Below are 26,232 nucleotides of genomic sequence, written 5' to 3'. Positions count from 1 at the left end.
TCTAGGACCATAAATAAAGAGAACTAGAAACTAGTCCTCTTTATTAGAGATATAACCCTTTACTTTCTAAAAATCGTTTTGCTTGATGCAGGTCATAAAATTCATAGTCTGCTTTATTGGACTCATATAAACTTACATCTACTTTCAACTTATGCTTCCCATTATGATCGGGCAACCCTATCAAATGATCTTTGATGAGAAAAGACAAAATACCCGCTCGCCTTGCTGCTTCGATCCCTGCAATGGAGTCTTCAAATACAAGTGCTTCACTTGGAGGAATATTCATTTTTGAACAAGCTTTCAAAAAGATCTCTGGTTCCGGCTTTCCTTTTTTTACATCATCCCCTGAAATGATTTGGTCAAACAAGGCATATAGATTTTCCATTTTTAAATACATTTCTACTTTTACCCGTGTATTAGACGAAGCCACGATTGTATGGATTCCTCTTTCTTTTGCAAAAGCTAAAATTTCTTCTGCTCCTTTTTTCGTATATACTCTCTTGTCTTCATCCACAATTTTTTCTTTATATTGATTGATTGCTTCTCGCCATTTGATATATGGAACATCTTCTCCGTACAAATTGCCCATTTGTTCTCTTATAGCCGCTTCTGTCTGGCCAGTCAGTAAATAATAGACTTCCTTACGCATTTCATAATCATACTTTTGTGCTGATTTTACATAAGCACGATAAGCTAAACGTCCAGTTTCTAATAAAAGGCCATCCATATCAAAGATGAAGAGCTTGATTTTATTCATAATGCTCTCCCAGTGGTTTTTCCTTACTTATCGCCTCATATAGACCTTGCATGTAAGTGAGTCCCATTGCACGATCATACAGGCCATACCCAGGCATAGCCACTTCACCCCACACGGTTCTACCATGATCAGGGCGTATAGGACCGTCGAACCCTTCTTGCACCAACGCTTTCATAATATGGTGCATATCAAGGGAGCCTTCTGTAGAAGGATGTGCCGTTTCTTTGAACTTTCTTTCTCCTAAAAACTCCACGTTTCTAAAGTGGACAAAGTGGATGCGAGAACCTATCTCATGAATGATTTCAACTAAATCGTTTTCAGGATTTGCTCCTAAAGATCCTGTGCACAGCGTTAGTCCATTATATGGAGAATCTACTGCATTTAGAATTTTCTTCAAGTCGCCAAGATTTTTCGTCACTCTAGGAAAACCAAAAAGTTCCCATGGTGGATCATCTGGATGGATAGCCATTTTTACATCTGCTTTTTCGCATACAGGAATCACTTTTTCTAAAAAATAAGTCAGATTTTCAAATAATTCTTCTTCGGTCATTCCTTCATACAGTTTTTCCAGCTGAGCGAATTTTTTCAACCGTTCTTCTTCCCAACCTGGCAATTTGAATCCCTTTGACTGACTGTGTATCAATTGATACATCTCTCCTGGCTCCATCTGATCGACGATTTTCTGATCGTATAAAAGAGAATAGCTTCCATCGTTGTTTTCATTAAACAAATCAGTTTTCGCCCATCCAAAAATTGGTTTGAAGCTATAGCAAATCAATCGAACCCCACATCGAGACAAGTTTTTGATTGTTTGTATATAGTTATCAATATAGTAATCTCGTTCTTCTGTTCCTGCCTTGATTGCATCATGGACTGCGACACTTTCAATTCCAAGCAGTTCCAGTCCTTGGCTCTCAACAGATGCTTTCAACTCCTCAATTTCTGAAATCTCCCAAACATCTCCAGGCATTTTAGTCAGCAAAGTTCCAATTATCCCATTTATTCCCGGTATTTGTCGAACATATTTTAATGGGATCGAATCCCCTTTTTCACCATACCATCTAAATCCCCACTTCATCTTTTCAGCCTTCCTTCTAAAAATCGTCCTCATCTAAATTTTTTTCTTCCGCTGAAGCATGCCAAACAGTTAAATTATCTTTTCCTTGTTTGACAATTTGTTCCACCGCTTCTTCTATCGGTGTGTGAAGCATCTGATGATTGATTGCTTCTAACAACATTGGCAGATTCACGCCTCCTATGACATAAGTGGCTGCTTTCTTTTCTTCAGTCAGTTCATTGACTGCCAAGAGCGCTTGATTGTACGGACTTGCGCTAATTAGATCAACAAATACTAGTACGGGTTCTGCTGTGTTGATCATAGTTAAATTTTCTTTGACCTTCTCTCCGAATGTTTGGATGTCTTCCCCAGACTCTAAGCACACTGTTTCAATATGGCTTGATGTCCCGACAATTACTTCTGCCGCATCTTTCAGTCCTTCGCTCAACTTACCATGTGTAACGATCATGATTTCCAACATGAGTCTTCTCACTCCTTGTTTTGCACTTTTCAATTATCGAAAAAGAGCAATAATCTGGTTGGCATTTTGCCAATTAAATGTTTTCCCTCGTAAATCTGTTTTGGTCAAATAGAAAAACTGCGCTTGCTTTTTTCTTGCACTAAAAATATAATTGATATTTTTTTCTTTCAACTCATCCACTTGTTTTAGCCACTGTTCTTCATTTGAAAAATAATTTCCCGAAAACTGTAACGGTGTATCTGCCCCAACAGAGTCTAGATAAAAAAGAATGCCCTCTTTTTTCATACTCAATCTCACACTGTCCAAACCCTTTTTTCCATAACAGCCTTCATCAACAAACGCATACGCTACACTCGGATCATCGATCGTACGGATCATTTCCAGCATCGTTAATATGGATGAAGTATTTCGAATAAACGTTTGTCTGCTAGACCATCCGCGCGCTGCTTTTCCCAATAAGAAAAAGTAGCTCCCAAATGCTAGTACAGTGATACTTGTTTGTACGGATAGCAGATCGAATACGTGATGAGGATTTCCGTTATATATCATCATTCCCCACCAACCTAAACTGAACAACAAAATGAAGGACAATAATATAGAATAGATTGTTTTTTTCCGTTGGTCTTTCCAATCAAACATGAAATAACTTCCTAATGTATGAACGGGTGTATCGTAATAAGTACAGATAACTTTCTCTGCTTTTTCGATATCTCCAACATAAATATTTTTTGATCGGTAGGCTGGCGTATCGTAAGCAATGACTGTCACATCTGTTCTCATACTGTAAATATCTGATACCAACGCTGAAAGAAAACGCTGTTTACTCTTTTTTGTACGTCGCTTACGGTAAACATAGCGATAACGGAATTCCCAATCACGAAACAGTTCGTTCTTCTTCATTTTCCCGCCCTCTTTATCTTTTTTCTAAGCATTTGTTCATGACAAATCAAACTTGTTCAATACATCTTTTAATCCTGTTTTAGGTGCAGATGGAGTGGCTTGAAAATAAATATTCTTTACGCCATATTGTTCATTCATTTCTTTCAATTTTTCAGCATCTGATTTATTTAAATAAACAGATTTCGTCACTAAAAGATCTGTATCAGGATTTTTTTGAGCAATCCCTCCGATATTCAATTCTTCCATGGGGATTCCGTGTTTTACTAAGTCGTAAATCGTTTGGACTGTTTTTGCGATCAAAATACAGTTGTACTCTTTAAATTGATATTCATCCCAATAGAATTTAGCTTTCTCTGGTGTAATGACAATTGTTTTTTGTCCTGTACGGCTTCCTGCATTTTTGTAAAGATCTCTCATAAATTTATCTTTTGCTACAACTTCGTCTACAACAAAAATGGAATTCACTCCACTTTTTTGAGATAACGTTACCATTACTTGCCCATGGATCAAACGCTCATCCACACGCGCTAAATTGACTACACCCATCTTATTCACATTCCCTTCTTTTTATAAAATTCCGATTCCTGCTAGCACAATTAATATTCCTGTCAGCCATAATAATGCTTGTGTGACTTTCAAACCTTTTTTCGTATAGAACAAGTACACACCCATTACGACAGCTAAAGGTAATATTCCTGGCACGATTTGATCAAGAATTTCCTGGATAACAAACTCACGTCCGGAAATTGCAAATTTCAATGAAGATTCTACTTTTACATAGTTTCCCGCAAGCACCCCCATCATAAACAATCCTAAAACTGATAGCATTTCAATCGCTGTCTGAACACCAGTGTTTTGCATCAGGCCTGTAGCATTACGGCCCATAGTGAAAGCTTGTCTTGCGAAAAATACCCCTAGTAAAACCTGATACAACCCAAAGCAGATAAAAGGAAAAAGTGCGCCTAAAGGACTTCCCTGTTGTGCCCAAGGTACCGCGATCGCAATAAAAATATATTGGACGGTTCCTGAATCGATTGCATCTCCGATTCCTGCTAGTGCCCCCATCAATCCCGCTTTCGTGTTATACATCAAGTCATCCTGCATCAGAATCTCTTTCTCTTCATACTCTTCTTCTGCTCTTTGCTGTTCCATAGAAGACATTAGGCCAGTGATCACACCGCCGCCCCAGCTTAATTGAGTGTTGAAGAACAGTAACTGCCGTTTATACGCTGCTTTTAAAGCGTCTTCATCTTTATAAAGTTTTTTCAAGATTGGCATCATTCCGTATAGTAGTGATGGCGCCAAGTAACGTTCAAAAGAGTGAGGAATTTCATTTGCAAAATGCCATCTCAGATATGCTTTTGTTACATCTTTTTTCGTGATTTCTTCAGGAGCACCTGTTTGATTATCCATTATTTCAGCCATTTCCCATTCCTCCTAAATTAAAATCCGTCATCATAGTCATCTTCGTCATCAAAAGATGCTGAATTGTTATTGTTTGTAGCAGGCTGTACTTGTTTCCCTTTTTGCGACTGGACAAAGATCAAAGCGATAATAATCCCAAAAATGGCATAAGTAACCATCGTAATATCTAAAGATTTCAAAACAACACTCATAAAATAAGCAAGGAAGAAAAAGACCAGATAATCTTTTCGACCGATAACGTATACAGTTGTCGCGATACCGATTGCCGCTAACCCTCCACCTACTACTTCAAGAATGTGGATAACAACCGTTCCCTCTAAAGCTTTGATTACATCAGCAATCAATGGTGCCCCTAAATATAAAGCAACGAAAACAAGCGGAACGAATAATAAAAATGAGGCAACCGTTGGATAAAGAATAATTGATCGGGCCATAGCTTTTGTATTCAAATCTTCTACAGCTTTATCTGTATATTTACCTAAAAAAGTATTGATGAAAAAACGAAACTGATACAAGTAACTTCCGAGCAATCCGACTGGCACTGCAACAGCAATCGCTGCTTCTGGCGACAGATCCCCTAATAATGCGACTGGTACTGCGATAGCTGCTGCAATGGAAGGTTCAGCTGGCATCGATCCTCCTGGAGAAAAAACCCCCATATAAATCATTTGCAGAGCAGCTGTAACGATCATTGCTTGTGCAACTTCCCCCATGATCAACCCGACGACTAATCCAGTCATCAAAGGAGAAAAACGTAAGGTCAACGTGGCTCCTCCACCTAACCAGCGGGACATGACCGCGGCTACCCATAAAGCAATCAACAAACTTTGTACTACACTTAATGTTTCCATGTGTCCTCCTCCTTCAGATCTTTCTGATATAACCTTCCAGTTCCATCATTGACTGTATCAATGATTTCTTTGTCACCTCTATAGGAATCAAATGCACTTTCTCTTTCGAATCAATAAATTCAGCCATTTTATCTATTATTTGTTTATCTTTCGGAAATAATCCCATTTGTTCTAGAGAAACCGGCAGTTCTAATTCCTGATACAAAGGATATAACTCGTCTATTTTTTCCCAACGACCTTCTAGTGCCAATTGGTAGAAAATTCCATACGCCACTTTTTCTCCATGTAGAAAACGATGGCTTTCCGGAATATATTTACTGATAGCGTCATGCATAGCATGTGCTGCCGCATTTCTTGCATATTTATCTCCTAATCCTCCAACTAAACCAGCAACAGCAAAGATAATCTCTGAAAGCTGTTTGAACTCCGATGTCAGTTTTCTTTGTGCCATATCTTGGATTGCTTTAGCAGAATGATTCAAAATCTCTTCTTTGCAGATCTTCGCAGTATCTTGTGCTAGCTTCAAAAATGATTCATCTTGCAAAAAATCTTGTTCTAAGATGAGCTCAGATTCATACCATTTGGCAAGTGTATCTGCTAACCCGGCAATGAAATATGGAACAGGGGAATCAATCACTAATTGGGGATCTGTTATAAAAAAAGCAGCTTGTCTGTAAAAGTGTTCTGTTTTCCCTTCTGCTTGTCCATTCTCCTTATACATGACAGCAAGTGGTGTCCAAGGAGCGCAATTACTAGCTAAAGTAGGTATGACGCCAAAATTGATTTTTGCAAGGTTTGCGCTATAACCCACTAGATCGGTCAGTTTTCCTCCGCCAACGCCAACCAAGAAATCGATTTCATTTTCTTTGATGATTGTAGCTATTCGTCTGGCTTCAGCGTAACTACATTCTCCAGAATAACGATGATAAAAAAATTGAATCGTTTCGTCATTCAAAAATACTAATTTAGGTAGCGCCTTTTCCCATGATACCGTTCCATGGGTAATCAATACTCTTTTTGCGCCGTATGATTCTAAGAGATCATAAACTTTTGAAATGCCACCTTCTTCATATAAATAAAATTGAGGACCCGTTTTCACTTTTAACCCGTTCACCATTTTCTTCATCATCCTTTTATATAATCACTCTCTGTCTGGACAGAACGTTCAGGAAGAAGATGCTGACTGATCTGTTCTACATCTCTGACACATTTTTCACCCATTGCTTCTAAACATTCCCTTGTGTAGGCCGATATATGTGGCGTAATCACTACTTGTTCAAACGCTAAATACGGATGATCTTGACGTCCCGGTTCTTCTTCTAAAACATCTGTGGCATATCCTGCGATCTTTCCGCTTTTCAGACCATTAATCATCGCTTCTTCATCAACTAGAGCGCCTCTTGCACTATTAGATAGATAAACATTTTCTTTCATCTGATCGACTTCTTTAGCAGAAATCATGTGATAGTTCTCTTCTGTCAAATTCGCACATAAACAAATGATATCTGAATGTTCCAGTAATTCTTGAAGTTCTACTTTTTTTGCACCAAAGCTTTCGATGTATAAATCTGATTTGTGAGGATCATAAGCTAGAACATCACAGCGAAAACCGTTACGCAAAATTTCGATTACTCCGCTGCCGGTATTTCCTGCACCAATCACACCAACTGTTTTGTTAAACAGCGTCCTACCGACGAACTCCGCCCGATCTTCCCATCGATCGTCCTTGACTCTTGCTTGTGCTTGTGTCGTGCGTCGAAGCATGGACAACAAATTAGTTATATTATTTTCTGCTACAGCATTTCGTTCAACTAAAGCAGGTATGATAGATACGATTGTCTGGTGTTCTTTTGCTGCTTTTAAATCAATATTGTTGTAACCAATACCATGTCGGGAAATCAATAGCAATTCATCTTTGTTTTCGAAAAAATCTCGTCGAAAAAATGGCGTAACACTTGCAATAATGATATTGAATCCTTTAAGTAACTCCGCTAATTCTTTTCCTGGAATCTCTTGATCAACAGTAAAGAAATGAACGTCTCCAACCGACTTTAATCTTTCCAAGTGGTGTGGAAAAACTTTCCCGAAACTGCTGGAATTAACGATTGCTATATGATAATCTGGCATTTTACTCACCCTTTTCAACTATTTCATGTCCGCCAAACCCATTTCTTAGTGCTGAAACTACTTTTGCTGAAAAACTATCTTCTTCCTGTGAAAGATTCCTCATGAACAAACTAGTTGCAATTACTGGAACTGGAACAGCCATTTCTAGCGCTGTTTCAACCGTCCATTTTGCTTCACCTGATGCAGAAACGATTCCCCGATAATTACTTAAATTGGGATGTTCTTTTAACTGATCTTCCATGATTTCCATCAGCCAGCCGCGAATCACCGAACCATGATTCCAAACACGTGCGACTTGTTCCAAGTCAAAAGCATACTCACTTTTTTGTACAAGTTGGAATCCTTCACCGATTGCTTGCATCATTCCATATTCGATTCCATTATGGATCATTTTCAAGAAGTGTCCGCTTCCGGATGCACCAGCATACAGATATCCTCTTTCAATTGCTACATCTTTGAATAATTGTTCCACGGATAGAAAAGTTTCTTTATCTCCTCCAATCATTAAGCAGGCTTGATGTCGTGCTCCTTCGATTCCCCCAGAAGTCCCGCAATCCAAGTAACCGATTTCATTTTTCTGAAAATCTTCTGCTCGACGGATTGAATCTTTATAATAAGAGTTTCCGCCTTCAATAACAATGTCTCCTGGTCCGAGTTTTGGAAAAAGTTTTCTTAACATGTTTTCGGTTATCTCTCCAGCAGGAAGCATTAACCAGATGATTTTTTTCTGCTCAAAAGTAGCTAGAAATTCAGAGATCTCTTGATAAGCAGGAACGCCACTTTCTCTTGCCAGACTAACAGCTGTACTTGAAATGTCGAGTCCTTGTACTTTGTGATGGTGCTCTTTTAAGTTTAAAGCTAAATTCAATCCCATTTTTCCCAAACCAATTACACCAATTTCCATGATAGCGCCTCCATTTCTTATACCCTCATTATACAAAAAAATATTTTTTTGTAAATAGATTTTACAAAAATATTTTTTGTTTGATTTTTTCCTACTCTCCTTGTATCTTTAACATTAATGAGAACGGAAAAAATGATAATCTTATTATAAAAAGGAGGAATTCTCATGAGCGTCTCCATAAGACTACAAATCAAAACAATGTACAACGACTTCAGCCCAAAAGAACAGGCTATCGCCGATTATATTTTAGAAAATCCTAGCAAAGTAAGTCATAGTCCGATCAGCAATTTAGCAAGTGAACTGGGCATTGCTGACTCTACTTTTTTTCAATTTACAAAAAAACTTGGTTATAATGGATTTAAAGATTTTAAAATGGCCATGTTGATCCAAGAAAATGATCTATCTGCTATTTCAATCCATGAAAATATTCAGAAAACGGATACTGAGCTCACTATGGCGCAAAAAGTGTTCGAGTCTAGTATTTCCACTTTAAATGACACAAAAAGGTTATTACAACAAAAAGATCTAAAAAAAGCAGCTACTATTATCAATGAATCTAAACGTGTCTATTTTTTCGGTGTTGGTGGTTCAGAGATTGTAGCAACTGACGCCTACCATAAATTTTTGCGTTCCCCTATCGCGACTTCTCACAGTACGGATTACCATATTCAGTTGATGGAAGCTTCTTTATTGACGGAAAAAGACTGTGCTGTTTTGATTTCTCACACAGGGCAATCAAAAGAAACAATCCATATTGCTGAAACCGTCAGAAAAACTGGAGCAAAAACAATTGTTATTACTAGCCAAGCTAATTCTTCCCTTGCTAAACTTGGCGATGTCGTTTTTATTTCTATTTCTGAAGAAACAGAATTCCGATCTGAAGCATTAGCTTCCCGTATTTCGCAACTAAGTATTTTAGACTCTCTATATGTAATCTTGATGTTTTATAATGAAAAAGAATCACGTCGTTCTATCGCTAAAGTTCGTCATACGATTTCTGAAATCAAGAAATAGCACCATAACAGAAAAAGTAAAAAATCCATTAAAACCTAAAAAGCCATTACCAAATATTTGGTAGTGGCTTTTCGGGTTCTGTAAGGGTGGTACAGAACATCGATAGTCGGTGGGTTAGAACGTATGTTATCACATCTTTGGAGAAGGTTGTATTGGTATTATTCGAGTGACTTATTAGATGCGATAACAAGGATAGTATACAGCAGGGAAAAATTTATTTTTTCTTTTTTTTATTAGTTTTGTTTCTTATTTTCTAAAAAATAAAAATAAATCTTTGATGAATCAAGCATTCTCTTGACAAAACTGGCTTTCGAATACATATTAGGTTATCGTTTGTAATTTTATTTCACAGTTGTTATGATTGTTATGTAAAATAAAAAAGTTTAGGATACATCGAATTTTTGGGGAAATTCTTTTGGGGGTATCCTAAACCTTTTCTATTAGTTTCTCATATTTTTCATTATTGGTCTAGACATATACTAATGAACTTTCTATCTATATGATGGATGAATCCTCTTTGACTTATCGTGAGATATCTTTGTTTCAAGCTTACTCATGATTGATAGATGGTAGTTTTTGTTCACATTCTAACAAACTTGTCACATTTATGGATTCTTAATCTATCTATCCTATAATTATAAAAAAGGAGGTGCTGCGTATGAAAGCTATTCATATTTCTTTGCTTTTTTTCGCTAGTGCATTGATTTTATTTGCTATTCATCTTTGTTCCCAGCCTTATATCAATAACAACGGAATATTAGTAGAACCAGCATTCTTTTGCTTACCACTCGGTTTTTTGTCCCTTCTTGCCTCCGCTGGATTCGGATTTGTTGCCTTTTTTAAACGATCGAAACAACAAATCTGACTTATAAAATTTACGTAAAAGAGCTCGTGGAAAAAATCGTATCACCTTCCCTTATTCCGAATAAAATTTTTCCATAGACAACCTTTTGACAATAGGCTGAACATCTTTTTCGCGAGAGCTGATATACGGTACCTACAAGCTCTTCAGTCACAAGTCCCACTATTCATCAAACATGAGAAGCTGCTTAGTTCCGAGTCAGAAGGAACTAAGCAGCTTCTTCACATCCTTTTTTACATCATGAGCGTTTATTCCTTGAAAAATGCTACTAATTTTCGGTATGTTTCTTGCGCTTGTTTATTACTAAAATCAAACTGATATTCATGGTTCAAGACAACATTTTTCTCCGTATAGTCTACTTTTGTGACTTCCACTCCTGCTTTTTCAAATATAGAAGCTGTTTGTTCCATTTGTTTCGTAAACGTATTTGTGTTTCCGTCCGTCAAGAATATTTTTTGCGTCCAATGGTCTGTATGTCTAGCTAAAGCTAAATGTTTGACCTCTTCTAAACGCTCAAAGTTCTTATTATCAAAATAAGCCCATCCACATTTTGCATAAAGAAAGCTAGAAATCTTATCACTTACTTGGGTAAATGCAGAAGGGTCTAGTAGTCCAGACAAAGAAACAAATTTTGTGATCTGCTTGTTCTCCAAAGTTGGACCAAGTTGATCGGCTTTTTTGATTTCTTCGTTTTGAAGTGCTAACAAATACTCTCCGCTAATTTGTGCGCCTGCTGAATCGCCACCAATCGAAATATTCGACCAATCCGCTTGCTCTTTTATCTCTTTTTTGGCTGCTTGAATGGCTTCATTCAATTGGATAACTGGTGTAGGATGCTTTGCTTCAGGCGATCGTTCATAATCGATATTTACGACGATCTGCTGCGTATCTGAACATAGATATTCCAAATAATCACGACAATCGTTTTTATCCCCTCCTACATATGCGCCTCCATGCATCCAGAAAAGGATTGGCAACTTTTTCTTCTCCGTTTTCGGTGTGTAGATATCCATATGATTGTTTTTGTACTTTGAAGGATAAGATATTTCTTTATTTCTATCGATTTGTTTGATTTTTTGCTGGAAATCGTCTGGTCTGGCATATACTTGTTCTTTTTCACTTGTGTCAAATTGTTTTCTAACAAGCAAACTAATCGGCTTTGGTGTGATTTGATTAATCAAAAATACAGTGACTAAAATAACTACGATGATAACTGGCACTGCAATCACTATTCGCTTGAACCACTTCATTCATTTACCCTCTCTTTCTTCGCCAAATCCATGTGATGATCGTGCTAGCAGACAAAAATCCGCCTGAATAAATGAGAAGCGAATGTTTCTTTTCCCCAGTTTTCGGCAACATTCTTTTTTTTGTATCTGTCTTTTTTTGTACTTTCACTGTCATCTGAATCGGTTGCGTATCATCACTTGATTGATCATCTCGAGGTTCATTCTTTCCCTTATTGTCTGCATTCTCTGTCGGATCTTGTTTTTTTGGTGGAGCTACTGGAATTTTTTTGTAATGGTAAATAATAGTTGGTATCGTCTCGTTAAAAACACCTTCAGTCGGTCCTTCAACATTTGCTAATTCGTATCCTTCGAATGTCTTTTGCTCTGTCACATAATTCTCTCCATAAGCTCCGTAAAGCTGGATTTCGTCCTGGTCTTTGAGTAGACTTTTATTGTTTTCATCCACATACTTTACGTTTATCTGATCATGGAACACTACTTTCAAAAAGTCCGTTACATGTTTCGTGTAGGCAGCATGGTCAACTCCCTGTGCCTTTCCATGCCCTGCTCCTTCTACCAGTAAAAGGTCTTTATATCCTCCTGCTAACTCATATAATTTTTGCGCGTTAGATACAGGTACTACATCATCTGCCGTTCCATGGATGATCAATTTAGGCAATGAACCAGACATCCCAATCGTAGGTAGAGCGGCTGTTGGATCCAAATGCATCTCCTGATCAAAATAATATTGTTTCAAAAGCCCCATAAACAAATCTTCATGCTCTTGATCCTCAATGATGTCTAACTGATTTTTTATGGCATCCGGTAATGCGGGAACTACTGTCTGGCTATACGTAAAACGTAGTTGTTCATCGATTGATGCAAATCCGCAATTTTCAATAATTCCTTTGACATTGACTGGTATATCTTTTGCTAATACAGACATCATCGTAGCTGCTCCCATGGAACCACCATACAGCAGGATCTTTTGAGATGGACGTTCTCGAACTTCTTGATTGATCCAGTAAAGGACATCATCTGATTCATATTGTCCATAGGTTACATAATCGCCTCCACTGTTACCAGTCGCTCTGGAATCAACAAATAGTAAATTATACCCTGCCTTATAAAAATCATTGTATTCTTCTGTAACGATCCCATTATTCCAATTCCCACGAAATCCGCCATGGATCATGACTGTTTTATCTGAACCCTGGTCGACATAGTAAGCATACACATCCATCATTTTGCCGTCTTGTTTGTTTAGTACAGTTTGATGAAGTTGTTTTGTATTTGGATAGAAGCCTGTGTTTTCTGCAGGCGTCGTACCATCATCTGTACCTCCAAGCATCGACATCAACACACTATTTTTAGAAAAAGCGATATCATACAATAGATAAGTAGCAATCAGATGTTTGATAATCTCTTTATCTACACCATAATCATTAACAGCAAGCTCAGTGACTAATAACTTTATTAATTTTGACTTGATGTCTTCTGCTGGTCCATTAAGTATTTCTGTCATCTGTTTACCGAAGTAATTCAAATATTTTTTACCATTGAAATTTTCGCCTTTACCGATATCCTCATTTTCTGTCCCATTCTCTTTGTCACTTACTTTAGCAGAAGAGGATTCGTCGTTTGGCGTTTTTGTAGCTGTTGCTTCTTCTGTTTGTTGGTTATCTGTGGTAGCGGTCGTTTCTTGATCTGTGCTAGTAACAGATGTCTCAGCCGTTGTTTCAGTACTTGTTTCTGTTTGTGAAGTACTCGATTTCGTTTCGTTTCTAGCATCAGTTGTTTCCGTGGTTTCGACCTCCCTAGATCCCGATTCGGAAAAGATACTCTCTCCATATACTGACCATTGCGGGACGTTTGTACTTACAGCAAATAAGACGACCAACGCTCCCTTTAACACTTGTTTTGTTCTCAATCGATTCACTCCTTTTTATGATTCTAGGAGAATTATATGTAAACGCAAACATTTTTTATACAAAAAATAAACGGTTTATCCCATAAAAATAGAACAGGATCATTTTCTCAATTTCCGTAACAAAACAGAATGGATAAACCAGTATCCATTCTGCTTTTCTTTAAACGATGAAATAACTTATTGCTCCAAAAATGTCAGAAATCGTTTATCCCAAATCTTTTCGTAAAAAGCGATTGTTTCCTTCGCTTTCATAAAAGGATGATCATAAGTCGTCGCTGCTCCTCTGCACATCATAAGCTGGTATCCTAATCCATGAGCAAACTTCACAGTCGTATCTATACAATACTCTGTTTGTGCCCCACATAATTCGATCGAATGACAGTCCAATTCAGTTAATAACATACTCAGATTCGTCTTATAAAATGAATTCGCATGGGTTTTTCTCACAAAATAACTGTGTTCAGGAATAGATAATTCCGACAATAGCTCCCATGGTTTTGTTCCTGGTACTAATTGATCATCTTCGTGTTGAACGAAAATAACTGGCTTTCCAATCGTTTCGTATGTTTTGATTCTTTTATTCACTAATGCTGTCACTGTTTCTAATTCGTGTATCGGCGAAGAATCAAAACATACCCCTTTTTGTAAATCGATCACTACTAATACGTCGGCTGTGTTTGACATACGTATGCCTTCTTTCTTTTTTCTAGTTCTTTCTTCTAATGATGTTTCGTTTACTACTATTTTCCATTTTATGGTTAGCAATCAAAAAAATATATTCCATTTTCTGATTTTTTTATTGGGGTTCCTTTGATAGCATTTCTTATCTCGTTCGTTCCTTTATACGTGACAACATTTTCTTATTTTACACCTCTAAATGGCATTTTTCGACTATTTCTTCATGTTATTATTTCATAAATATTTAGCTATGGAGGAATGTATCATGATTAAATTATATACAGGTTCTGGTTGCTCGTCTTCTAGACGTGCAAAACGTTGGCATGTTTAAAGAAAAACCATTTATAGAAGATATCTTGAAAAGATAGAGAAAACAAAAAACAACCGCTTTCAGTTGACTACTGAGCAGTTGTTATCTTATGAAGTAAAAACTATTATACTATCATTCTATCACTAATTCTTTTCTTTATTTTCCATGTCTCTTTTTAAAGCTTTTATGTCGAGTTTTAATAAAATCAATCCATTACTTCTATACTAATAGATCAATGTCCACATCTTTTTGAACCAGTAGGTACCTTACTTACTATGAAATTTCTCAAGTATTAAAAACATCAAAAACGTATGCTCTGCTGTCTGTATCATAATAATTAAAATAGATACAACTAATTTTTGTTTCTTTCGTCTAAAGGAGAATTTTTAGGCAATACATTCTGTTTACTAGCACGTCAAATGACACTAGCGATTATGACTTCAAAACAACTGTTTGTGATTTTTTCTCTTTTAAAACAAGTCACATGTTATATTAAATTCGTAAATACGTATATTACAATTTATTTTAAGAGGCAGACATCAAGAAAAAACATTATTAAAAAGTTTGCTATTATCAACCTTGTTACTAACTTTTGGATCAACAATTCTCCCAACTGGAATTGTTTTTGCTAGCGAACAAAATATCATCGAAAATACTAGTTATTCTAACGATGATAACTTGAGTGTATCTATATAAAAGACGAGAACGGTCATCTTATGGTAGTAAAAATGGAAACAAAAGCTCGTGCTAATGTTGCAACGTGGGAAGCATGGCAATATCCCAGTAAATGCAATCGCTCGACTATAAAACAAAAATTGTAATAGCTGGGTAGGATTTTACAAACGAACTGGCTATGACAGAGCGAGAAGAGCTGTGACCACTGATTATAAAATAGAGTAAATAATACAAAAGGAGAACCTATGAAAGCTAAAATAGATTTATTCTACGAAAAACATCCTTATCTTTCCCTTCTAATCAATTTGTTGTTAGGTAGTATTATCGGAATTTCTGTTGAATATTTACTAAATAAAGACTTTATAGTTTCTGGTTTCTATACGGTATTGTTTTTAAGTCTTCTTGAAGCTTTTTCAATTTACAGGAAATCCAAAAAAAAAAATAAATAACTTCAAAGTCTCTTTTATTAGAAGGGACTTTTTGTTGCTTATAGCAGGTACTAAAGTATACTCTGTTGATCTCCATATAACATTTTAAATATGGATAATCATTAATAGCTATATAGTTATTGATAAACAGCAGTGTATTTCTTCATCCGCTTTGTTTTATATGCATAGAGTCCCACCGCAATAAATAAAATAAAACTCGTGATCAGCGGTACAATGTTTGCGTTTCCTGAATCTAACCGATACGCTCCCATCAAATATAATGGACTAGTAATAAGCAGAAACACTCCAATTCCAACAACGAGACCTCCCACTAAATATCCCCAGTCTTTTCCTCGTCCAGAAATACCATTCCACTTTTTTCCCTTCTACCTTACTAGCAAGAAATAAAGCTAGTAAAAAAACAACTAAATGTCCAACCGTACCAGCAATTGCTCCAATCCATTCACTACCTCCAAGAAACATATCCGCAAGTGCATTATTGACAAGAATACCTGAAACAAAACCAACTAAGACTATTAAAACAGATACAATCAACCGAATAATCCTGATCATCTTTCATCCCTCCTTTATATTAAGTGTAACAACCCCTTTCTTGTCTCGTGAAAACTATGTAAATGTTCTCCCTCATAGAGAGAAAAGATTTTTACGAACTAAGAATATCTACAGCAACCTTACGAAAATGAAAGACTGTCTGCCTGGTTCTTCTGTTAGACTGTCTTTAATAAGGAAAGGATGGGAAATTTTTTGAAAAAACAACTACTGATTATGTGCCTTTCAGCATTTGCTATTTTGCTATTCTCAGGTTGTCGCAAGTCCAATGAAACAATTGCAACGTTTAAAGGTGGAACACTTACAGTTCAGGATTTTTATGATAACCCAAAAGTTAAATCAAACAATCAAACACTATTAAAAAAAATGATCGTCTTCAAAGCATTTGATGATGTATACGGAAAAGAGATTTCTTCAAAGGAAGTAACAAAAGAATATAATGAACAAATCAAAAAACTTGGTCCAAACTACAAGGAACAATTAAAAGCAGTTGGCCAAACGGAAGAGACATATAAGAAACTTTTGAAACAGATGCTGGCTTTCCAGTACGGTTTGAAAGCCAATGTAAAATTAACAGATAAAGAGCTAGACACTGCTTGGAAAGAATTCCATCCAGAAGTTAGTACACAGATCATCCCATTTTCGACTAAAGAAGAAGCAGATAAAGCAAAAAAAGAAGCAAACGAAGGGGAAAATTTCTCCAAGCTTGTTCAAGCTTATGGAAAAAATAAAACACTAAAGGAAACTGATGGAAAAATGAATTTTGATTCAACCAATCCAGGGATTCCTACTGAAGTAAAAAAAGCAGCATTTCAATTAAACAACGGGGAAGTTTCTGATATCATTCCTGTAACAGATCCAACGACTTATCAGCAAAGCTATTATCTAGTAAAAATGGTAAAAAAACAGGATAAAGGTTCCAATAAAGATAAATACAAATCAGAGCTAGAAAAAATCGCCAAGGAAACAAAAACTCTTGATACGGAATTCATGGACAAAACAATCCATAAAGTGATGAAAAAAGACAATGTAACTATTAAAGATCCTTATGTAAAAAATATATTCAACTAAACAAGTTTGACCCAATTGGGGATGTGGCAAAAGTGATGGCACATCCCCTTATTTGAATAAATAGTATTCAAAAACAATAAAATTTAAGTAGCTATTTTTCTTTTTTGCTTCTCTAATATTCAGAACAGAACACTGTTTTCACTGCCTCTGTCGTCTGTTTTATTATTATTCTAGGTACGGCGTACGGAAAGAATCATTGATTTTTTTTATTTCCTTCAAGTCACATTTTGGTTGTCGATCATAGGTCAACAAGCCATTGATCTCTTGTTCTACATCTGTCAATTGCGTATAACAAAATCCCCAAAGCCCCTTTGATCTATATACAGCATTTATGATTCGCCGGTAGTCTTTGATAAAGTCAACTTCACTTTTCACAGAGGTATATCCCCAGCCTTTTTGCCCAGAAAAATCAAAACCAATGCCGCCGAATTCGGTCAACAAAATGGGCTGACCTTGATATATAAACCCGTTAGCAAATATTGGCCACGGAGTAGACGGTCGATTAAGCAAATCTTCTCTTGTACTTAAGGTTGTGACGAAATCTTGATACTTATCTTCCTCTTTTTCCTCTCCATGTCCATAATGATGGATGGCACAAATATCTGTCTCCGTCATTGCCCAGCCATCATTTGAAATAACAAGACGAGTCGTATCCAGACTATGCAGATAATGGTACAGCGATTGAGAAAAATGCTGTTGCTGGCGGTCAAACGAAATTTTAGGTACTCCCCAGCTTTCATTGATCGGTACCCATGTAACAATACACGGATGATTATAATCGCGATCAACGATTTCTGTCCATTCCTGCATCAAACGTTTACTGGAATCATGTGTAAACACAGCAGGTGCCGCACATTCTCCCCAAACAAGGTAGCCAAGTTTATCCGCCCAATAGAGGAATCTGGGATCTTCCGTCTTTTGGTGTTTGCGGCAGCCGTTAAACCCCATTTCTTTTGCGACTTGAATATCTTTTGCTAATGCATCATCAGTCGGGGCAGTCATTAAACCAGTTGGCCAATATCCTTGATCCAATATTAGCTTCTGATAGTACGGTTTATTGTTAAGATAAATCATTCCGTTTTCTTGATGTATCTTTCTCAGACCAAAATAACTGGAAACAACATCTTTTATGTTTTCTTTTTGCTTCAATACAAATTCTACATCAAATAAATTGGGTGTCTATGGTGTCCAGGACCAACCTTCATGATGGAAATTGGTTCGAAAAATATAGTTCTGCAACAGGTCAACAGTCAGTATGACTCTTTTTTCGACAAAAGAATGGGCCAATTTTGCGACAATTCCCCCTTTAAAAGCAATACAGCAATCGACAGTTAATCCTTCTCTAAATTCATTTAGTTCCAACTCAGCTACAACTTTTCCTTCATCGAATAGTGGGGTGAATCTCAAGTGAGAAAAATAAACATCTTCCACCACTTCCAGCCAGACAGTTTGCCATATACCCGTTGAATTGGTGTACCAGATTCCCTCAGGTTTTTCTTGCCAAAATTGCTTTCCGCGCGGAATACTCTCATCTTTATGAGGATCTTCTGCTCTTACTGATAGTTGCTGATGCTTTTCATTTGTCAAATAATCGGTTATATCAAACGAAAAAGAGGTATGTCCACCGCTATGTCGTCCGACATGATGTCCGTTCACAAATATATCCGCATAATAATCTACAGCGCCAAAATGAAGGATTGCTCTCTGACCATCCTGTTTGTTTATGTCAAATTCACGGTAGTACCAAACAATATCATGAGGCGTTTGATCATTTATCCCACTTTCCAGGCATTGATATACAAAAGGAACAAGGATTTTCTGATCATAATATTTCGGATGGCTCCCCCATTTTTCTTTCATTCCAACACATTGATCATCAAACGCAAAAAGCCATTCTCCATTCAGATTCTGCCATTTTTTTCTAACAAATTGTGGTCTTGGATACTCGGTTTTATTCATCAAAACGTACCTTCCTTTACTTGATCCCGCTTTGTAGGGACATTGATTTCATAAAGCTTTTCTGTACGACTAAATAAAGTGCGAATGTAGGAACAAGCGCCAACAACGCGCCTGCAGCACCTATCTCTGGGTAGGTCAGATATTGACCTTGCAGCAGCTGTAATCCTGGAGTAATTGGCAATTTATCTATATCATTGATAACGATAGAAGGCCAAAGAAAATCATTCCATGAACTGGTAAAACTGAATAAAGCAACGACTGTCAAAATAGGCTTGATCAAAGGCAGGATGATATAATAAAAGATTTGAAATTCATTTGCTCCATCAACAACTGCCGATTCGTCTAGCTCTTTTGGGATTCCAAGAATAAATTGCCTCACTAAAAAAATATTGTAGACACCTGCTGCACCAGGAACGATGACAGCCATAAACGTATTCGTCCAACCAAGCATATCAATGATCTTAAAATTAGGGATAAGATTCATTACTGTTGGAAACATCATCGTGCCTAAAAGAAGAGAAAAGATCACCTCTCGACCTTTAAAAGATAGACGAGTATAGCCGTATGCAGACATAGATACGATAAAAAGTACTAATAGCATATGCGAAAGTGAAATGATCAGCGAATTGACAAACCATCGAAAAACGGGAGACGATTCATTACCCATCAGCTGCAAATAGTTTGCTAAAGTCCATTGCTGTGGTAACAAACTGAAACCTGTTGCTTGGATCTCCATTTCTGGTTTGAAGGAAGTGAAGACAGCCCAGATCAAAGGGAACAACCAAATGATACAAACAGATAGAAGCAAGAAAAAAGCGATTTTTTTACCTAGTTTATTTTCTTTCATTTTCTGTCCTCTACTTTTCTAGTTTTTTCATGCTTACAAACTGGAATATAGATACGATCATGATAGCTAACCCTAAAAGAACAGCCATCGCGGAGGACATTCCCGCTACTGATGTACTGCTTCCAAAAGCATTTTCCTGAATATACATCATCAAGACGCGTGTTGAATTATTTGGGCCACCTCCTGTCAGCATCAAAGGCTGCCCATAAATATTAAACTGAGCAATCGTCGTCATAACTGTCGTAAACAACAATTGATTTTTGATAGACGGGAGAGAAATCTTGAAAAATTTAGTGACGTTGTTTGCACCATCCAGCTCTGCTGCTTCTAGCAATTCTCGGGAAACATTGCTAAGCGCTGCAGTATAGATGATGAGATTACCTCCTGCTGTCCACCAAATCGTTACAGCTACTATCGCTAACCAAGCCCATGGTTGCGTACCTGTTAAATGAACATCAAATCCAAAGAGCTCTTTGATAGGTCCAAAAGAAAGACTAAGTAAAAACCCCCAGATGATCATTACAGCTGAAATAGCGAATAATGTAGGCAAGTAAAGAATGGATTGAAAAAAACGGGCAAGTCTTGGTTTAGCTGATAAAGCTGCAGCTAAACCTAATGGAATCACGATACATAGCGGAACTGACAGTAAAGCAAAAAGCATCGTGTTTTTGAATCCATTGATGAATTGAGTATGATAAATAGAATCTGTATCCCATAGCAACGTCCGAAAGTTATCTAATCCAACAAATACAGGCTGACTGTATAGATCCCATTCTGTCATTGATACGTAAATACCAATCATTGCTGGAATAAGAAAAAATAGGACAAATAAAAGCATATGCGGACCAATAAATAAAGCAGGCCACACACTTATTTTCCCTTTGTTCTTCAATATTTGTGCACTCCTCTCACTTCAGATTTGTTCGATTTCTTTCGGTTACTTCATTTTTTCATCCACTACTTTTTGGATTTCTTCAAAAGTTTCTTTAATATCCGCCTTTCCGGTAATCATATCCCAAGAACGATTATCATACTCAGCAAATACATAAGAAAGACCATCTTGATCGTTTACCGATAAAGCTTCCTGACCCTTTTCAGCCGCCAATAAAAATGATTGAGGCATATCCGTATACGATTCATTCTCTAACATAGCTAATGAAGTAGGGTTTGCTCCTGATTTGATCCATTCCAATTGATTGCTTTGCAACCAAGTCAAAAATTCGACCATACCAGCTTTTTTATCGTCCGAACGTTCCTCTCTCGTTTTGAACATTGCGAATTGATCAACACCTGTTCCTTGAATAAGATTTTCTGCATCCCATTGTGGTGTGAAGGCCGCTCCCCATTGAAAATCACTAATTTTTTCCATTTGTCCCAACATCCACGTTCCTTCTGGTAAGAAGAGGAGTCTTTGATTCAAAAATAATTTATTTGCATCCTCACCTTCTGGAACCATCAACTTATTATCATGAAGCTTTTTGAATTCTTCTACTGTTCGATACGAATGTTCATTGTTTATATCGATGTTATTCCCGCTATCTAGCCATTCTCCTCCCATCTGCTGATAAAGGTTCGAATAGTTCTGCATCCCCCAAGTATACCCATAACTATATATCCCATCTTCTTTTGCTTTTTGTCCGGCTTCTTCTATCTCTTGGTAGGTGATGATCTCATCATCTAACGCTTGAGGATGGTATTTTTCTACTAGATCCTTATTGTAATACATGATCCACGAGCCCATCGTTGCTGGGATACCATATTGATCCTCTTCTAATTTTCCTACTTCCCAAGCAATTTCTACATAATTCTCTTTTTTTAATTCTGTATCCGCTATCATTTCATTCCAAGTTTCAAGCATGTCCTGATTCTTATAAGTAGGAAGGGCTTCGGATGCAACAAGCGCAATATCTGGGACTCCTCTTCCTGATTTTCCAGCAGTAGTGAGCCGAGAAGTAAATGTATCAGCAGCCATTGAAACAAATTTTACAGGGAAATCGGGGTTTGTTTGATTATATTCGTCGATATTCTTTTTTATCTTCTCCCCATCTGGTCCCGTAGCAGAAGACCATAAAAGAATCTCATTTTTGTTTCCTGAAGAAGTATTCCCCTCACCGCAAGCAGCTAAACCGGTTATTGCAAGTGTTGCTACAGATAATGCCATCCATTGTTTTCTTAACTTCATTTTTCTCTCTCCTTTTTAGTAAACTTTTTTATTTACTTTTTATCAAAAAAACTTGTTTATCAAATCATAACACACGAAAGAAAACGCTGTCAAAAGGATATTGAAAGGATTAAAAACAGTAAACTAAATGGTTTATATTTACGTTTGGTTTGTACAAAAGTTCTATATATAGTAAACTTGAAACGAAATAAAAAGAAAGGAGATCCGCCATGGAACTCTCCCTTGATTTAGATTCACTTCTTGTTTACAAGGCACTATCAGCAGAAACTCGATTAATCATATTGGATAAACTAGCACAAAAACCACAGACTTCTAGTGAACTAGCACAACAAATGAATTTAAGCAAAGCCATCATCTCTCGGCACTTGAAAGTTCTTGAAGAAGCTTCACTTATTTCTCTTGTGGAACTTAGCGAAGTGGAGGAAGACAATCGAAAGAAGATTTATTCTTTATCCGTGGACAAAATAGAAATCCACTTCCCTCAACAAATCTATCTCCCTTATAAAAAAAAGAGCCACGAGATTGCTTTGGGTTATTTTTCGGATTTTTCTGTGCAGCCTTCTTGCGGATTAGCTAGTCCTGAAAAAGTGATTGGAAAAATGGATGACTTGCGTTCATTCGTATCAAACGAACGAGTGGATGCTTCCCTTTTGTGGTTTTCAGATGGGTATGTAGAATATATTTTTCCTAATCCTTTAGAAGCTTCTGATCAACCGGAACTATTGGATATTTCTCTAGAGCTTTCTTCTGAATTCCCAGTTTCCAACAACAACTGGCCAAGCGACATTTCCTTTTATATCAATGATGTAAAAGTTGGCACTTGGACCGCCAAAGGCAATTACTCCGACGTCCGCGGAAGATTGACGCCTGAATGGTGGGACAGTCGCTTCAGCCAATACGGTATGTTAAAGCACTTGCGCATCAATACAAAAGACACCGGGATAGATGGAGAGCAGCTATCAATAATCAATCTCTCTGATTTAAAATTGCAGCACTCCCCTTTTATCAAATTCAGAATCGGTGTCGACAAAGAGGCTAAGAACAAAGGCGGATTGACGATTTTTGGGCGCCATTTCGGTAACCACCCTCAAAATATTGTAGTTGATCTTTATTATTCACAAAAAGAAAAACATTGATTTCTCGATAAATGGTATTCATTTCATTAAAATATCCCTTATGGACTTTTTCTTCTTATTCTGTTATACTAGAGAAACACGAAAGATATTTTTATGCGACACTTTTCATTTGTTTTTATGAAATTTATTCAAAACTGGCGTAACTTCAGAGTTACAAGGATGTATTAGAGGTTAGGGAATACATCGTTTAAATGAGAAATAAGTAATAGTTAGTAATAGTCACTGAAACTTTAAATTAATGAATATTGAATCGTCAGATAGCCTTCTCGAGTTTTCGAGAAGGCTATCGTTTATTTTATGGAGAAGTGAGCCCGCAAGTCATCCCTCATCGGAGCTCATCAAGTATTTCTGACTGTCAATGTTGAAAATCAGACGTTTTGTAAGTCGATTTCTTTTTTTGATTGAAGACATTATCTGCGATACCTTTACTTATTTTTCCTCTTTTTGCATCATTCGCCAAAATTCCTGAGCGTTATATAAGCAATGTTTCTCTTTTTGATATATAATTATTTTATCATTTAAGAAAGGAGAATTTTAATGAAAACTTTAGATGCTATTGCATTAACTTTATTGATTGTGGGAGGGCTGAACTGGCTGTTGGTAGGCTTGTTCGAACTTGATTTAGTAGCTATGATTGCTGGTGGTTCAACAACTATTTTTGCGAAGATCATTTATATCGTCGTAGGTATTTGTGCAATCTACTGCTTGAAATTTTTCCCTATGATTACTAGAAAAGTTGATGAAAGATATTAGAAAGCTATAATTATTAAAAAAGCTATTATCTTCATGAACCTTCCCATTAGTGGGAAGGTTTTTTCATTTGAAGTCATCTGATCCCATATGGGAAGTGGTATACTGAATTAAGATAATCTATTTTAGGAGGAACCATCATGAATAAAGGGCTTTACATAGGATTGTTGGGGGTTGTACTACTTTTTTCAGCCTGTGGAAATGCTACAAAGAATTCTATCAATGAATCTTCACTAACCAATTCAACAACTGAGGTCGGTTCGACTAAAAGTACTTCTACTGCTTCCATTACTAATACTTCTACTAGTAATGTAGATTCGCAATATAGCCAATCAAGTATTCAGTCGTCTCCCATTTCTTCAACATCTGAAATGCAAGAAAGAACTGAACCTTCTCTTCCATTGGAAAACTCTGATGAAGCACTTCTATTTCTTATTGCCCATCGTTCCGAATTACAAAGTGAAGATATCGTTACTAGCTTTTATCAAAAAATCGATAAAGATTATTTGTTCACGACTTCTAGCAAGCAGACTCGTGCCCAAGGAGGATCAGGAAGTGTCGGTTTCTATCGAGTGTCCCCAGATGGAGTGATTTCGATTACTGATGCGTACGGCACACCGTTTTGATGATATAGAAAGTTTCACATTTCTGTCTGTTCATTGTGTGTTTTAACGCTATTTTATTTTGAAAAAACGCGAACGAGTATCTCAATCGTTCACGTTTTCTATTTCAAAATTCTCTGGCACGTCCCATTTATTCGCCACCATTTTTTTGTCAGATGCAGTCACACGATATAAGTGACCATTTGCGTCAACTACATAGCTTGCTACAGCTACTTCTTCCATAAAAATATCTACTTCTACTTCTCTAACTTGATTGATACGAACGTTAAACCAATAATGGTTAGCGCTTACAATAGTTGGATCTTCTAACTTCAAATGATAGTATGCCCACTTCTCTACTTGCTCTCTTGTTAAATTTGTGGTATCCACTTCGCTTTTGGTCAGTTGTGTAATAAAATTAGTCGCCGAATGGTTTTCTAAATCCAATTTTTCTATATTTGGGTAAAAGAATTTGCTTATTATAAAAAATGACACGATGATGATTCCTGCTATACAACATGTGTAATAGACGATTTTTCTTCTACGGGTTTTACGTATCGTTTTTATTTGGTAATTTCGCGCTTCTCGATCTCGCCATTTTCGTTGCTGCAAAGCTGTTTTTTCTTTTTCTAAAAGATAGCCGAGTTCACGTTTCTTTTGTGGATTGCTTGTCCTAGCGATTTCTAATTCTAAATGATAGATTCTGCTTTCTTCTCGCCAATAGGGATTTTTGTTTTTTGCCATATTTTCTCCTCTCCAAATTATTTTCTTACTATTATTCTAGCAAACCCTTTCTCAAATGAGAAAGATAACCTTTGTAATTCACTAGATGAAACTTTCACAAAGGCAACCGTTATACTTGCATTTTTTTCAAAATAGAGTTATTACGTAAATAGGGATAAATAAAAAATACTCTATTGAAAGGATGATCAAAAATGGCAAATGTACCTAGCATTCGCGACATGTTCCCTGATTTCAATGATGTGTTTAGTCCAGCGTTCAATGATTTTTTAGGTGTTTCAAGTTATCCAAAAGTAGATTTAGTTGAAAATGAAAAAGAATACAAACTAACAGCTGATATGCCTGGCTGTGACAAAGAAGACACAACAGTTGAATATTCAGACAACACTTTGACGATCTCCGCCAATCACGAGTCCCATATGGAAGATAAAGAAAATGGCAACTACGTACGGAAAGAAAGACATTCGGTCTCTTACAAACGTTCATTCTATCTTCCTGATGTTGATGAAGAAAAAATCACCGGAACCTTTAAAAATGGTGTGCTGAAATTAGCATTACCTAAAACGGCGCATCATCCAAAAGAAACGAAAAAAATCGAGTTAAACTAGGAACTTTCGCCTCTCCATGAATGAGAGGCGATTTTTATATTTTTGATAAGAACAAAGTGATTTCTAATTGAATTTTATAGTTATTCAGAACCAATTCCATGATCCTAATTAAAATTTCAAAAGGCACAAAAAAATATT

The 26,232-nt window shown here is 36.7% G+C and carries 25 protein-coding genes and 2 pseudogenes; 8 read left to right on the top strand and 19 right to left on the bottom strand.

Translation table 11 applies throughout. From position 1 onward, the window contains the following. Positions 1-43 precede the first annotated feature (43 nt). The 10 genes from IGJ53_RS07065 to gnd all read right to left on the bottom strand — a co-directional run bounded on the left by IGJ53_RS07065 (position 44) and on the right by gnd (position 8,502). Positions 44-757, bottom strand: coding sequence for an HAD family hydrolase (locus IGJ53_RS07065; RefSeq protein WP_010732551.1), 714 nt, complete (start codon positions 755-757; stop codon positions 44-46). Continuing rightward, positions 750-1,835 carry a mannonate dehydratase gene (gene uxuA, locus IGJ53_RS07060; protein ID WP_010732550.1) on the bottom strand — a complete coding sequence of 362 codons (1,086 nt, stop codon included), beginning with the start codon at positions 1,833-1,835 and terminating at the stop codon, positions 750-752. Before uxuA ends, IGJ53_RS07065 begins: the two co-directional genes overlap by 8 nt. A 16-nt stretch (positions 1,836-1,851) precedes the next feature. Beyond that, on the bottom strand, positions 1,852-2,295 hold the full coding sequence (locus IGJ53_RS07055; RefSeq protein WP_010732549.1) for a PTS sugar transporter subunit IIA: 444 nt from the start codon (positions 2,293-2,295) through the stop codon (positions 1,852-1,854). 33 nt (positions 2,296-2,328) lie between these two features. Further along, positions 2,329-2,682 carry a hypothetical protein gene (locus IGJ53_RS07050; RefSeq protein WP_042956975.1) on the bottom strand — a complete coding sequence of 118 codons (354 nt, stop codon included), beginning with the start codon at positions 2,680-2,682 and terminating at the stop codon, positions 2,329-2,331. Positions 2,683-3,231: 549 nt separating this feature from the next. After that, positions 3,232-3,741 (bottom strand): PTS system mannose/fructose/N-acetylgalactosamine-transporter subunit IIB, encoded by a 510-nt coding sequence (locus tag IGJ53_RS07045; protein ID WP_002296648.1) that lies wholly within the window; start codon positions 3,739-3,741, stop codon positions 3,232-3,234. 21 nt (positions 3,742-3,762) lie between these two features. Then, positions 3,763-4,620, bottom strand: a complete 858-nt coding sequence (locus IGJ53_RS07040; RefSeq protein ID WP_002374645.1) for a PTS system mannose/fructose/sorbose family transporter subunit IID — start codon at positions 4,618-4,620, stop codon at positions 3,763-3,765. A 17-nt stretch (positions 4,621-4,637) separates the two neighbouring features. Then, a complete protein-coding gene (locus tag IGJ53_RS07035; protein ID WP_259741889.1) occupies positions 4,638-5,471 on the bottom strand; it encodes a PTS mannose/fructose/sorbose/N-acetylgalactosamine transporter subunit IIC in 834 nt (277 codons plus the stop codon). Positions 5,472-5,484: 13 nt separating this feature from the next. After that, entirely contained in the window at positions 5,485-6,588 is a 1,104-nt protein-coding gene (locus tag IGJ53_RS07030) for an iron-containing alcohol dehydrogenase family protein (RefSeq protein ID WP_010732546.1), read from the bottom strand. 8 nt (positions 6,589-6,596) lie between these two features. Then, positions 6,597-7,598 (bottom strand): D-isomer specific 2-hydroxyacid dehydrogenase family protein, encoded by a 1,002-nt coding sequence (locus IGJ53_RS07025; RefSeq protein WP_010732545.1) that lies wholly within the window; start codon positions 7,596-7,598, stop codon positions 6,597-6,599. 1 nt (position 7,599) lies between these two features. Next, positions 7,600-8,502: a phosphogluconate dehydrogenase (NAD(+)-dependent, decarboxylating) gene (gene gnd / locus IGJ53_RS07020; protein ID WP_010732544.1), complete on the bottom strand. Its 903-nt coding sequence runs from the start codon at positions 8,500-8,502 to the stop codon at positions 7,600-7,602. 165 nt (positions 8,503-8,667) lie between these two features. Here gnd and IGJ53_RS07015 point away from each other — a divergent pair, with 165 nt between their 5' ends. Further along, on the top strand, positions 8,668-9,516 hold the full coding sequence (locus IGJ53_RS07015) for a MurR/RpiR family transcriptional regulator (RefSeq protein WP_002335083.1): 849 nt from the start codon (positions 8,668-8,670) through the stop codon (positions 9,514-9,516). A gap of 658 nt (positions 9,517-10,174) precedes the next feature. Continuing rightward, the gene (locus tag IGJ53_RS07010) at positions 10,175-10,381 is read left to right on the top strand and encodes a DUF3955 domain-containing protein (protein WP_002296638.1); all 207 of its coding nucleotides are present in this window, start codon (positions 10,175-10,177) and stop codon (positions 10,379-10,381) included. Between the two features lie 245 nt (positions 10,382-10,626). On the opposite strand, the gene IGJ53_RS07005 is transcribed toward IGJ53_RS07010, so the two are convergent. The 3 genes from IGJ53_RS07005 to IGJ53_RS06995 form a co-directional block, all read right to left on the bottom strand. Further along, positions 10,627-11,628, bottom strand: coding sequence for an alpha/beta hydrolase (locus IGJ53_RS07005; RefSeq protein ID WP_010732543.1), 1,002 nt, complete (start codon positions 11,626-11,628; stop codon positions 10,627-10,629). Between the two features lie 4 nt (positions 11,629-11,632). Beyond that, a complete protein-coding gene (locus tag IGJ53_RS07000; RefSeq protein WP_259741888.1) occupies positions 11,633-13,546 on the bottom strand; it encodes an alpha/beta fold hydrolase in 1,914 nt (637 codons plus the stop codon). Between the two features lie 168 nt (positions 13,547-13,714). Further along, positions 13,715-14,221, bottom strand: coding sequence for a cysteine hydrolase family protein (locus IGJ53_RS06995; protein WP_259741887.1), 507 nt, complete (start codon positions 14,219-14,221; stop codon positions 13,715-13,717). A 1,224-nt stretch (positions 14,222-15,445) separates the two neighbouring features. Between IGJ53_RS06995 and IGJ53_RS06990 the strand changes: the two genes are divergently transcribed. Continuing rightward, positions 15,446-15,649, top strand: a complete 204-nt coding sequence (locus tag IGJ53_RS06990; RefSeq protein ID WP_010732540.1) for a hypothetical protein — start codon at positions 15,446-15,448, stop codon at positions 15,647-15,649. Positions 15,650-15,819: 170 nt separating this feature from the next. Here IGJ53_RS06990 and IGJ53_RS06985 read toward each other — a convergent pair. Further along, a pseudogene (locus IGJ53_RS06985) lies at positions 15,820-16,201 on the bottom strand (abortive infection protein); the annotation flags it as partial. Between the two features lie 180 nt (positions 16,202-16,381). On the opposite strand from IGJ53_RS06985, the gene IGJ53_RS06980 reads away from it, so the two are divergent. Beyond that, positions 16,382-17,269, top strand: a complete 888-nt coding sequence (locus IGJ53_RS06980; protein ID WP_259741886.1) for a peptidyl-prolyl cis-trans isomerase — start codon at positions 16,382-16,384, stop codon at positions 17,267-17,269. Positions 17,270-17,434: 165 nt separating this feature from the next. Here IGJ53_RS06980 and IGJ53_RS06975 read toward each other — a convergent pair. The 4 genes and pseudogenes from IGJ53_RS06975 to IGJ53_RS06960 form a co-directional block, all read right to left on the bottom strand. Next, positions 17,435-19,228, bottom strand: a pseudogene (locus IGJ53_RS06975) (glycoside hydrolase family 2 protein). Positions 19,229-19,244: 16 nt separating this feature from the next. Further along, positions 19,245-20,075, bottom strand: coding sequence for a carbohydrate ABC transporter permease (locus IGJ53_RS06970; RefSeq protein WP_010732535.1), 831 nt, complete (start codon positions 20,073-20,075; stop codon positions 19,245-19,247). A gap of 10 nt (positions 20,076-20,085) precedes the next feature. After that, positions 20,086-20,913, bottom strand: coding sequence for a carbohydrate ABC transporter permease (locus IGJ53_RS06965; RefSeq protein ID WP_370683723.1), 828 nt, complete (start codon positions 20,911-20,913; stop codon positions 20,086-20,088). Positions 20,914-21,012: 99 nt separating this feature from the next. Beyond that, positions 21,013-22,257, bottom strand: coding sequence for an ABC transporter substrate-binding protein (locus IGJ53_RS06960; protein WP_010732533.1), 1,245 nt, complete (start codon positions 22,255-22,257; stop codon positions 21,013-21,015). A 209-nt stretch (positions 22,258-22,466) separates the two neighbouring features. Between IGJ53_RS06960 and IGJ53_RS06955 the strand changes: the two genes are divergently transcribed. From IGJ53_RS06955 to IGJ53_RS06945, 3 genes are all read left to right on the top strand, one after another. Continuing rightward, entirely contained in the window at positions 22,467-23,393 is a 927-nt protein-coding gene (locus tag IGJ53_RS06955; protein ID WP_098041653.1) for an ArsR/SmtB family transcription factor, read from the top strand. Between the two features lie 537 nt (positions 23,394-23,930). Beyond that, entirely contained in the window at positions 23,931-24,146 is a 216-nt protein-coding gene (locus IGJ53_RS06950; RefSeq protein WP_002289418.1) for a DUF378 domain-containing protein, read from the top strand. 137 nt (positions 24,147-24,283) lie between these two features. Further along, positions 24,284-24,769: a hypothetical protein gene (locus tag IGJ53_RS06945; protein WP_010732531.1), complete on the top strand. Its 486-nt coding sequence runs from the start codon at positions 24,284-24,286 to the stop codon at positions 24,767-24,769. A gap of 81 nt (positions 24,770-24,850) precedes the next feature. Here the strand turns inward: IGJ53_RS06945 and IGJ53_RS06940 are convergent, their stop codons facing one another. Next, positions 24,851-25,489: a hypothetical protein gene (locus IGJ53_RS06940; RefSeq protein ID WP_010732530.1), complete on the bottom strand. Its 639-nt coding sequence runs from the start codon at positions 25,487-25,489 to the stop codon at positions 24,851-24,853. A gap of 191 nt (positions 25,490-25,680) precedes the next feature. Here IGJ53_RS06940 and IGJ53_RS06935 point away from each other — a divergent pair, with 191 nt between their 5' ends. Continuing rightward, on the top strand, positions 25,681-26,094 hold the full coding sequence (locus tag IGJ53_RS06935) for an Hsp20/alpha crystallin family protein (protein WP_002374600.1): 414 nt from the start codon (positions 25,681-25,683) through the stop codon (positions 26,092-26,094). The last annotated feature ends 138 nt before the right edge of the window (positions 26,095-26,232 follow it).

Origin of the sequence: Enterococcus sp. DIV1283b (genome assembly GCF_051710965.1) — a bacterium.
In the GTDB taxonomy this organism is placed as follows: domain Bacteria; phylum Bacillota; class Bacilli; order Lactobacillales; family Enterococcaceae; genus Enterococcus_B; species Enterococcus_B lactis.
Note: the sequence above shows the minus strand (reverse complement) of the source record. Positions and strands in the feature narration are given on the sequence as shown.

Coding starts and splice junctions, on each gene's coding strand:
- IGJ53_RS07065 (WP_010732551.1), bottom strand. CDS start 757: ATGAATAAAATCAAGCTCTTCATCTTTGATATGGATGGCCTTTTATTA.
- uxuA (WP_010732550.1), bottom strand. CDS start 1,835: ATGAAGTGGGGATTTAGATGGTATGGTGAAAAAGGGGATTCGATCCCA.
- IGJ53_RS07055 (WP_010732549.1), bottom strand. CDS start 2,295: ATGTTGGAAATCATGATCGTTACACATGGTAAGTTGAGCGAAGGACTG.
- IGJ53_RS07050 (WP_042956975.1), bottom strand. CDS start 2,682: ATGCTGGAAATGATCCGTACGATCGATGATCCGAGTGTAGCGTATGCG.
- IGJ53_RS07045 (WP_002296648.1), bottom strand. CDS start 3,741: ATGGGTGTAGTCAATTTAGCGCGTGTGGATGAGCGTTTGATCCATGGG.
- IGJ53_RS07040 (WP_002374645.1), bottom strand. CDS start 4,620: ATGGCTGAAATAATGGATAATCAAACAGGTGCTCCTGAAGAAATCACG.
- IGJ53_RS07035 (WP_259741889.1), bottom strand. CDS start 5,471: ATGGAAACATTAAGTGTAGTACAAAGTTTGTTGATTGCTTTATGGGTA.
- IGJ53_RS07030 (WP_010732546.1), bottom strand. CDS start 6,588: ATGGTGAACGGGTTAAAAGTGAAAACGGGTCCTCAATTTTATTTATAT.
- IGJ53_RS07025 (WP_010732545.1), bottom strand. CDS start 7,598: ATGCCAGATTATCATATAGCAATCGTTAATTCCAGCAGTTTCGGGAAA.
- gnd (WP_010732544.1), bottom strand. CDS start 8,502: ATGGAAATTGGTGTAATTGGTTTGGGAAAAATGGGATTGAATTTAGCT.
- IGJ53_RS07015 (WP_002335083.1), top strand. CDS start 8,668: ATGAGCGTCTCCATAAGACTACAAATCAAAACAATGTACAACGACTTC.
- IGJ53_RS07010 (WP_002296638.1), top strand. CDS start 10,175: ATGAAAGCTATTCATATTTCTTTGCTTTTTTTCGCTAGTGCATTGATT.
- IGJ53_RS07005 (WP_010732543.1), bottom strand. CDS start 11,628: ATGAAGTGGTTCAAGCGAATAGTGATTGCAGTGCCAGTTATCATCGTA.
- IGJ53_RS06995 (WP_259741887.1), bottom strand. CDS start 14,221: ATGTCAAACACAGCCGACGTATTAGTAGTGATCGATTTACAAAAAGGG.
- IGJ53_RS06990 (WP_010732540.1), top strand. CDS start 15,446: ATGAAAGCTAAAATAGATTTATTCTACGAAAAACATCCTTATCTTTCC.
- IGJ53_RS06980 (WP_259741886.1), top strand. CDS start 16,382: ATGGGAAATTTTTTGAAAAAACAACTACTGATTATGTGCCTTTCAGCA.
- IGJ53_RS06970 (WP_010732535.1), bottom strand. CDS start 20,075: ATGAAAGAAAATAAACTAGGTAAAAAAATCGCTTTTTTCTTGCTTCTA.
- IGJ53_RS06965 (WP_370683723.1), bottom strand. CDS start 20,913: ATGCTTTTATTTGTCCTATTTTTTCTTATTCCAGCAATGATTGGTATT.
- IGJ53_RS06960 (WP_010732533.1), bottom strand. CDS start 22,257: ATGAAGTTAAGAAAACAATGGATGGCATTATCTGTAGCAACACTTGCA.
- IGJ53_RS06955 (WP_098041653.1), top strand. CDS start 22,467: ATGGAACTCTCCCTTGATTTAGATTCACTTCTTGTTTACAAGGCACTA.
- IGJ53_RS06950 (WP_002289418.1), top strand. CDS start 23,931: ATGAAAACTTTAGATGCTATTGCATTAACTTTATTGATTGTGGGAGGG.
- IGJ53_RS06945 (WP_010732531.1), top strand. CDS start 24,284: ATGAATAAAGGGCTTTACATAGGATTGTTGGGGGTTGTACTACTTTTT.
- IGJ53_RS06940 (WP_010732530.1), bottom strand. CDS start 25,489: ATGGCAAAAAACAAAAATCCCTATTGGCGAGAAGAAAGCAGAATCTAT.
- IGJ53_RS06935 (WP_002374600.1), top strand. CDS start 25,681: ATGGCAAATGTACCTAGCATTCGCGACATGTTCCCTGATTTCAATGAT.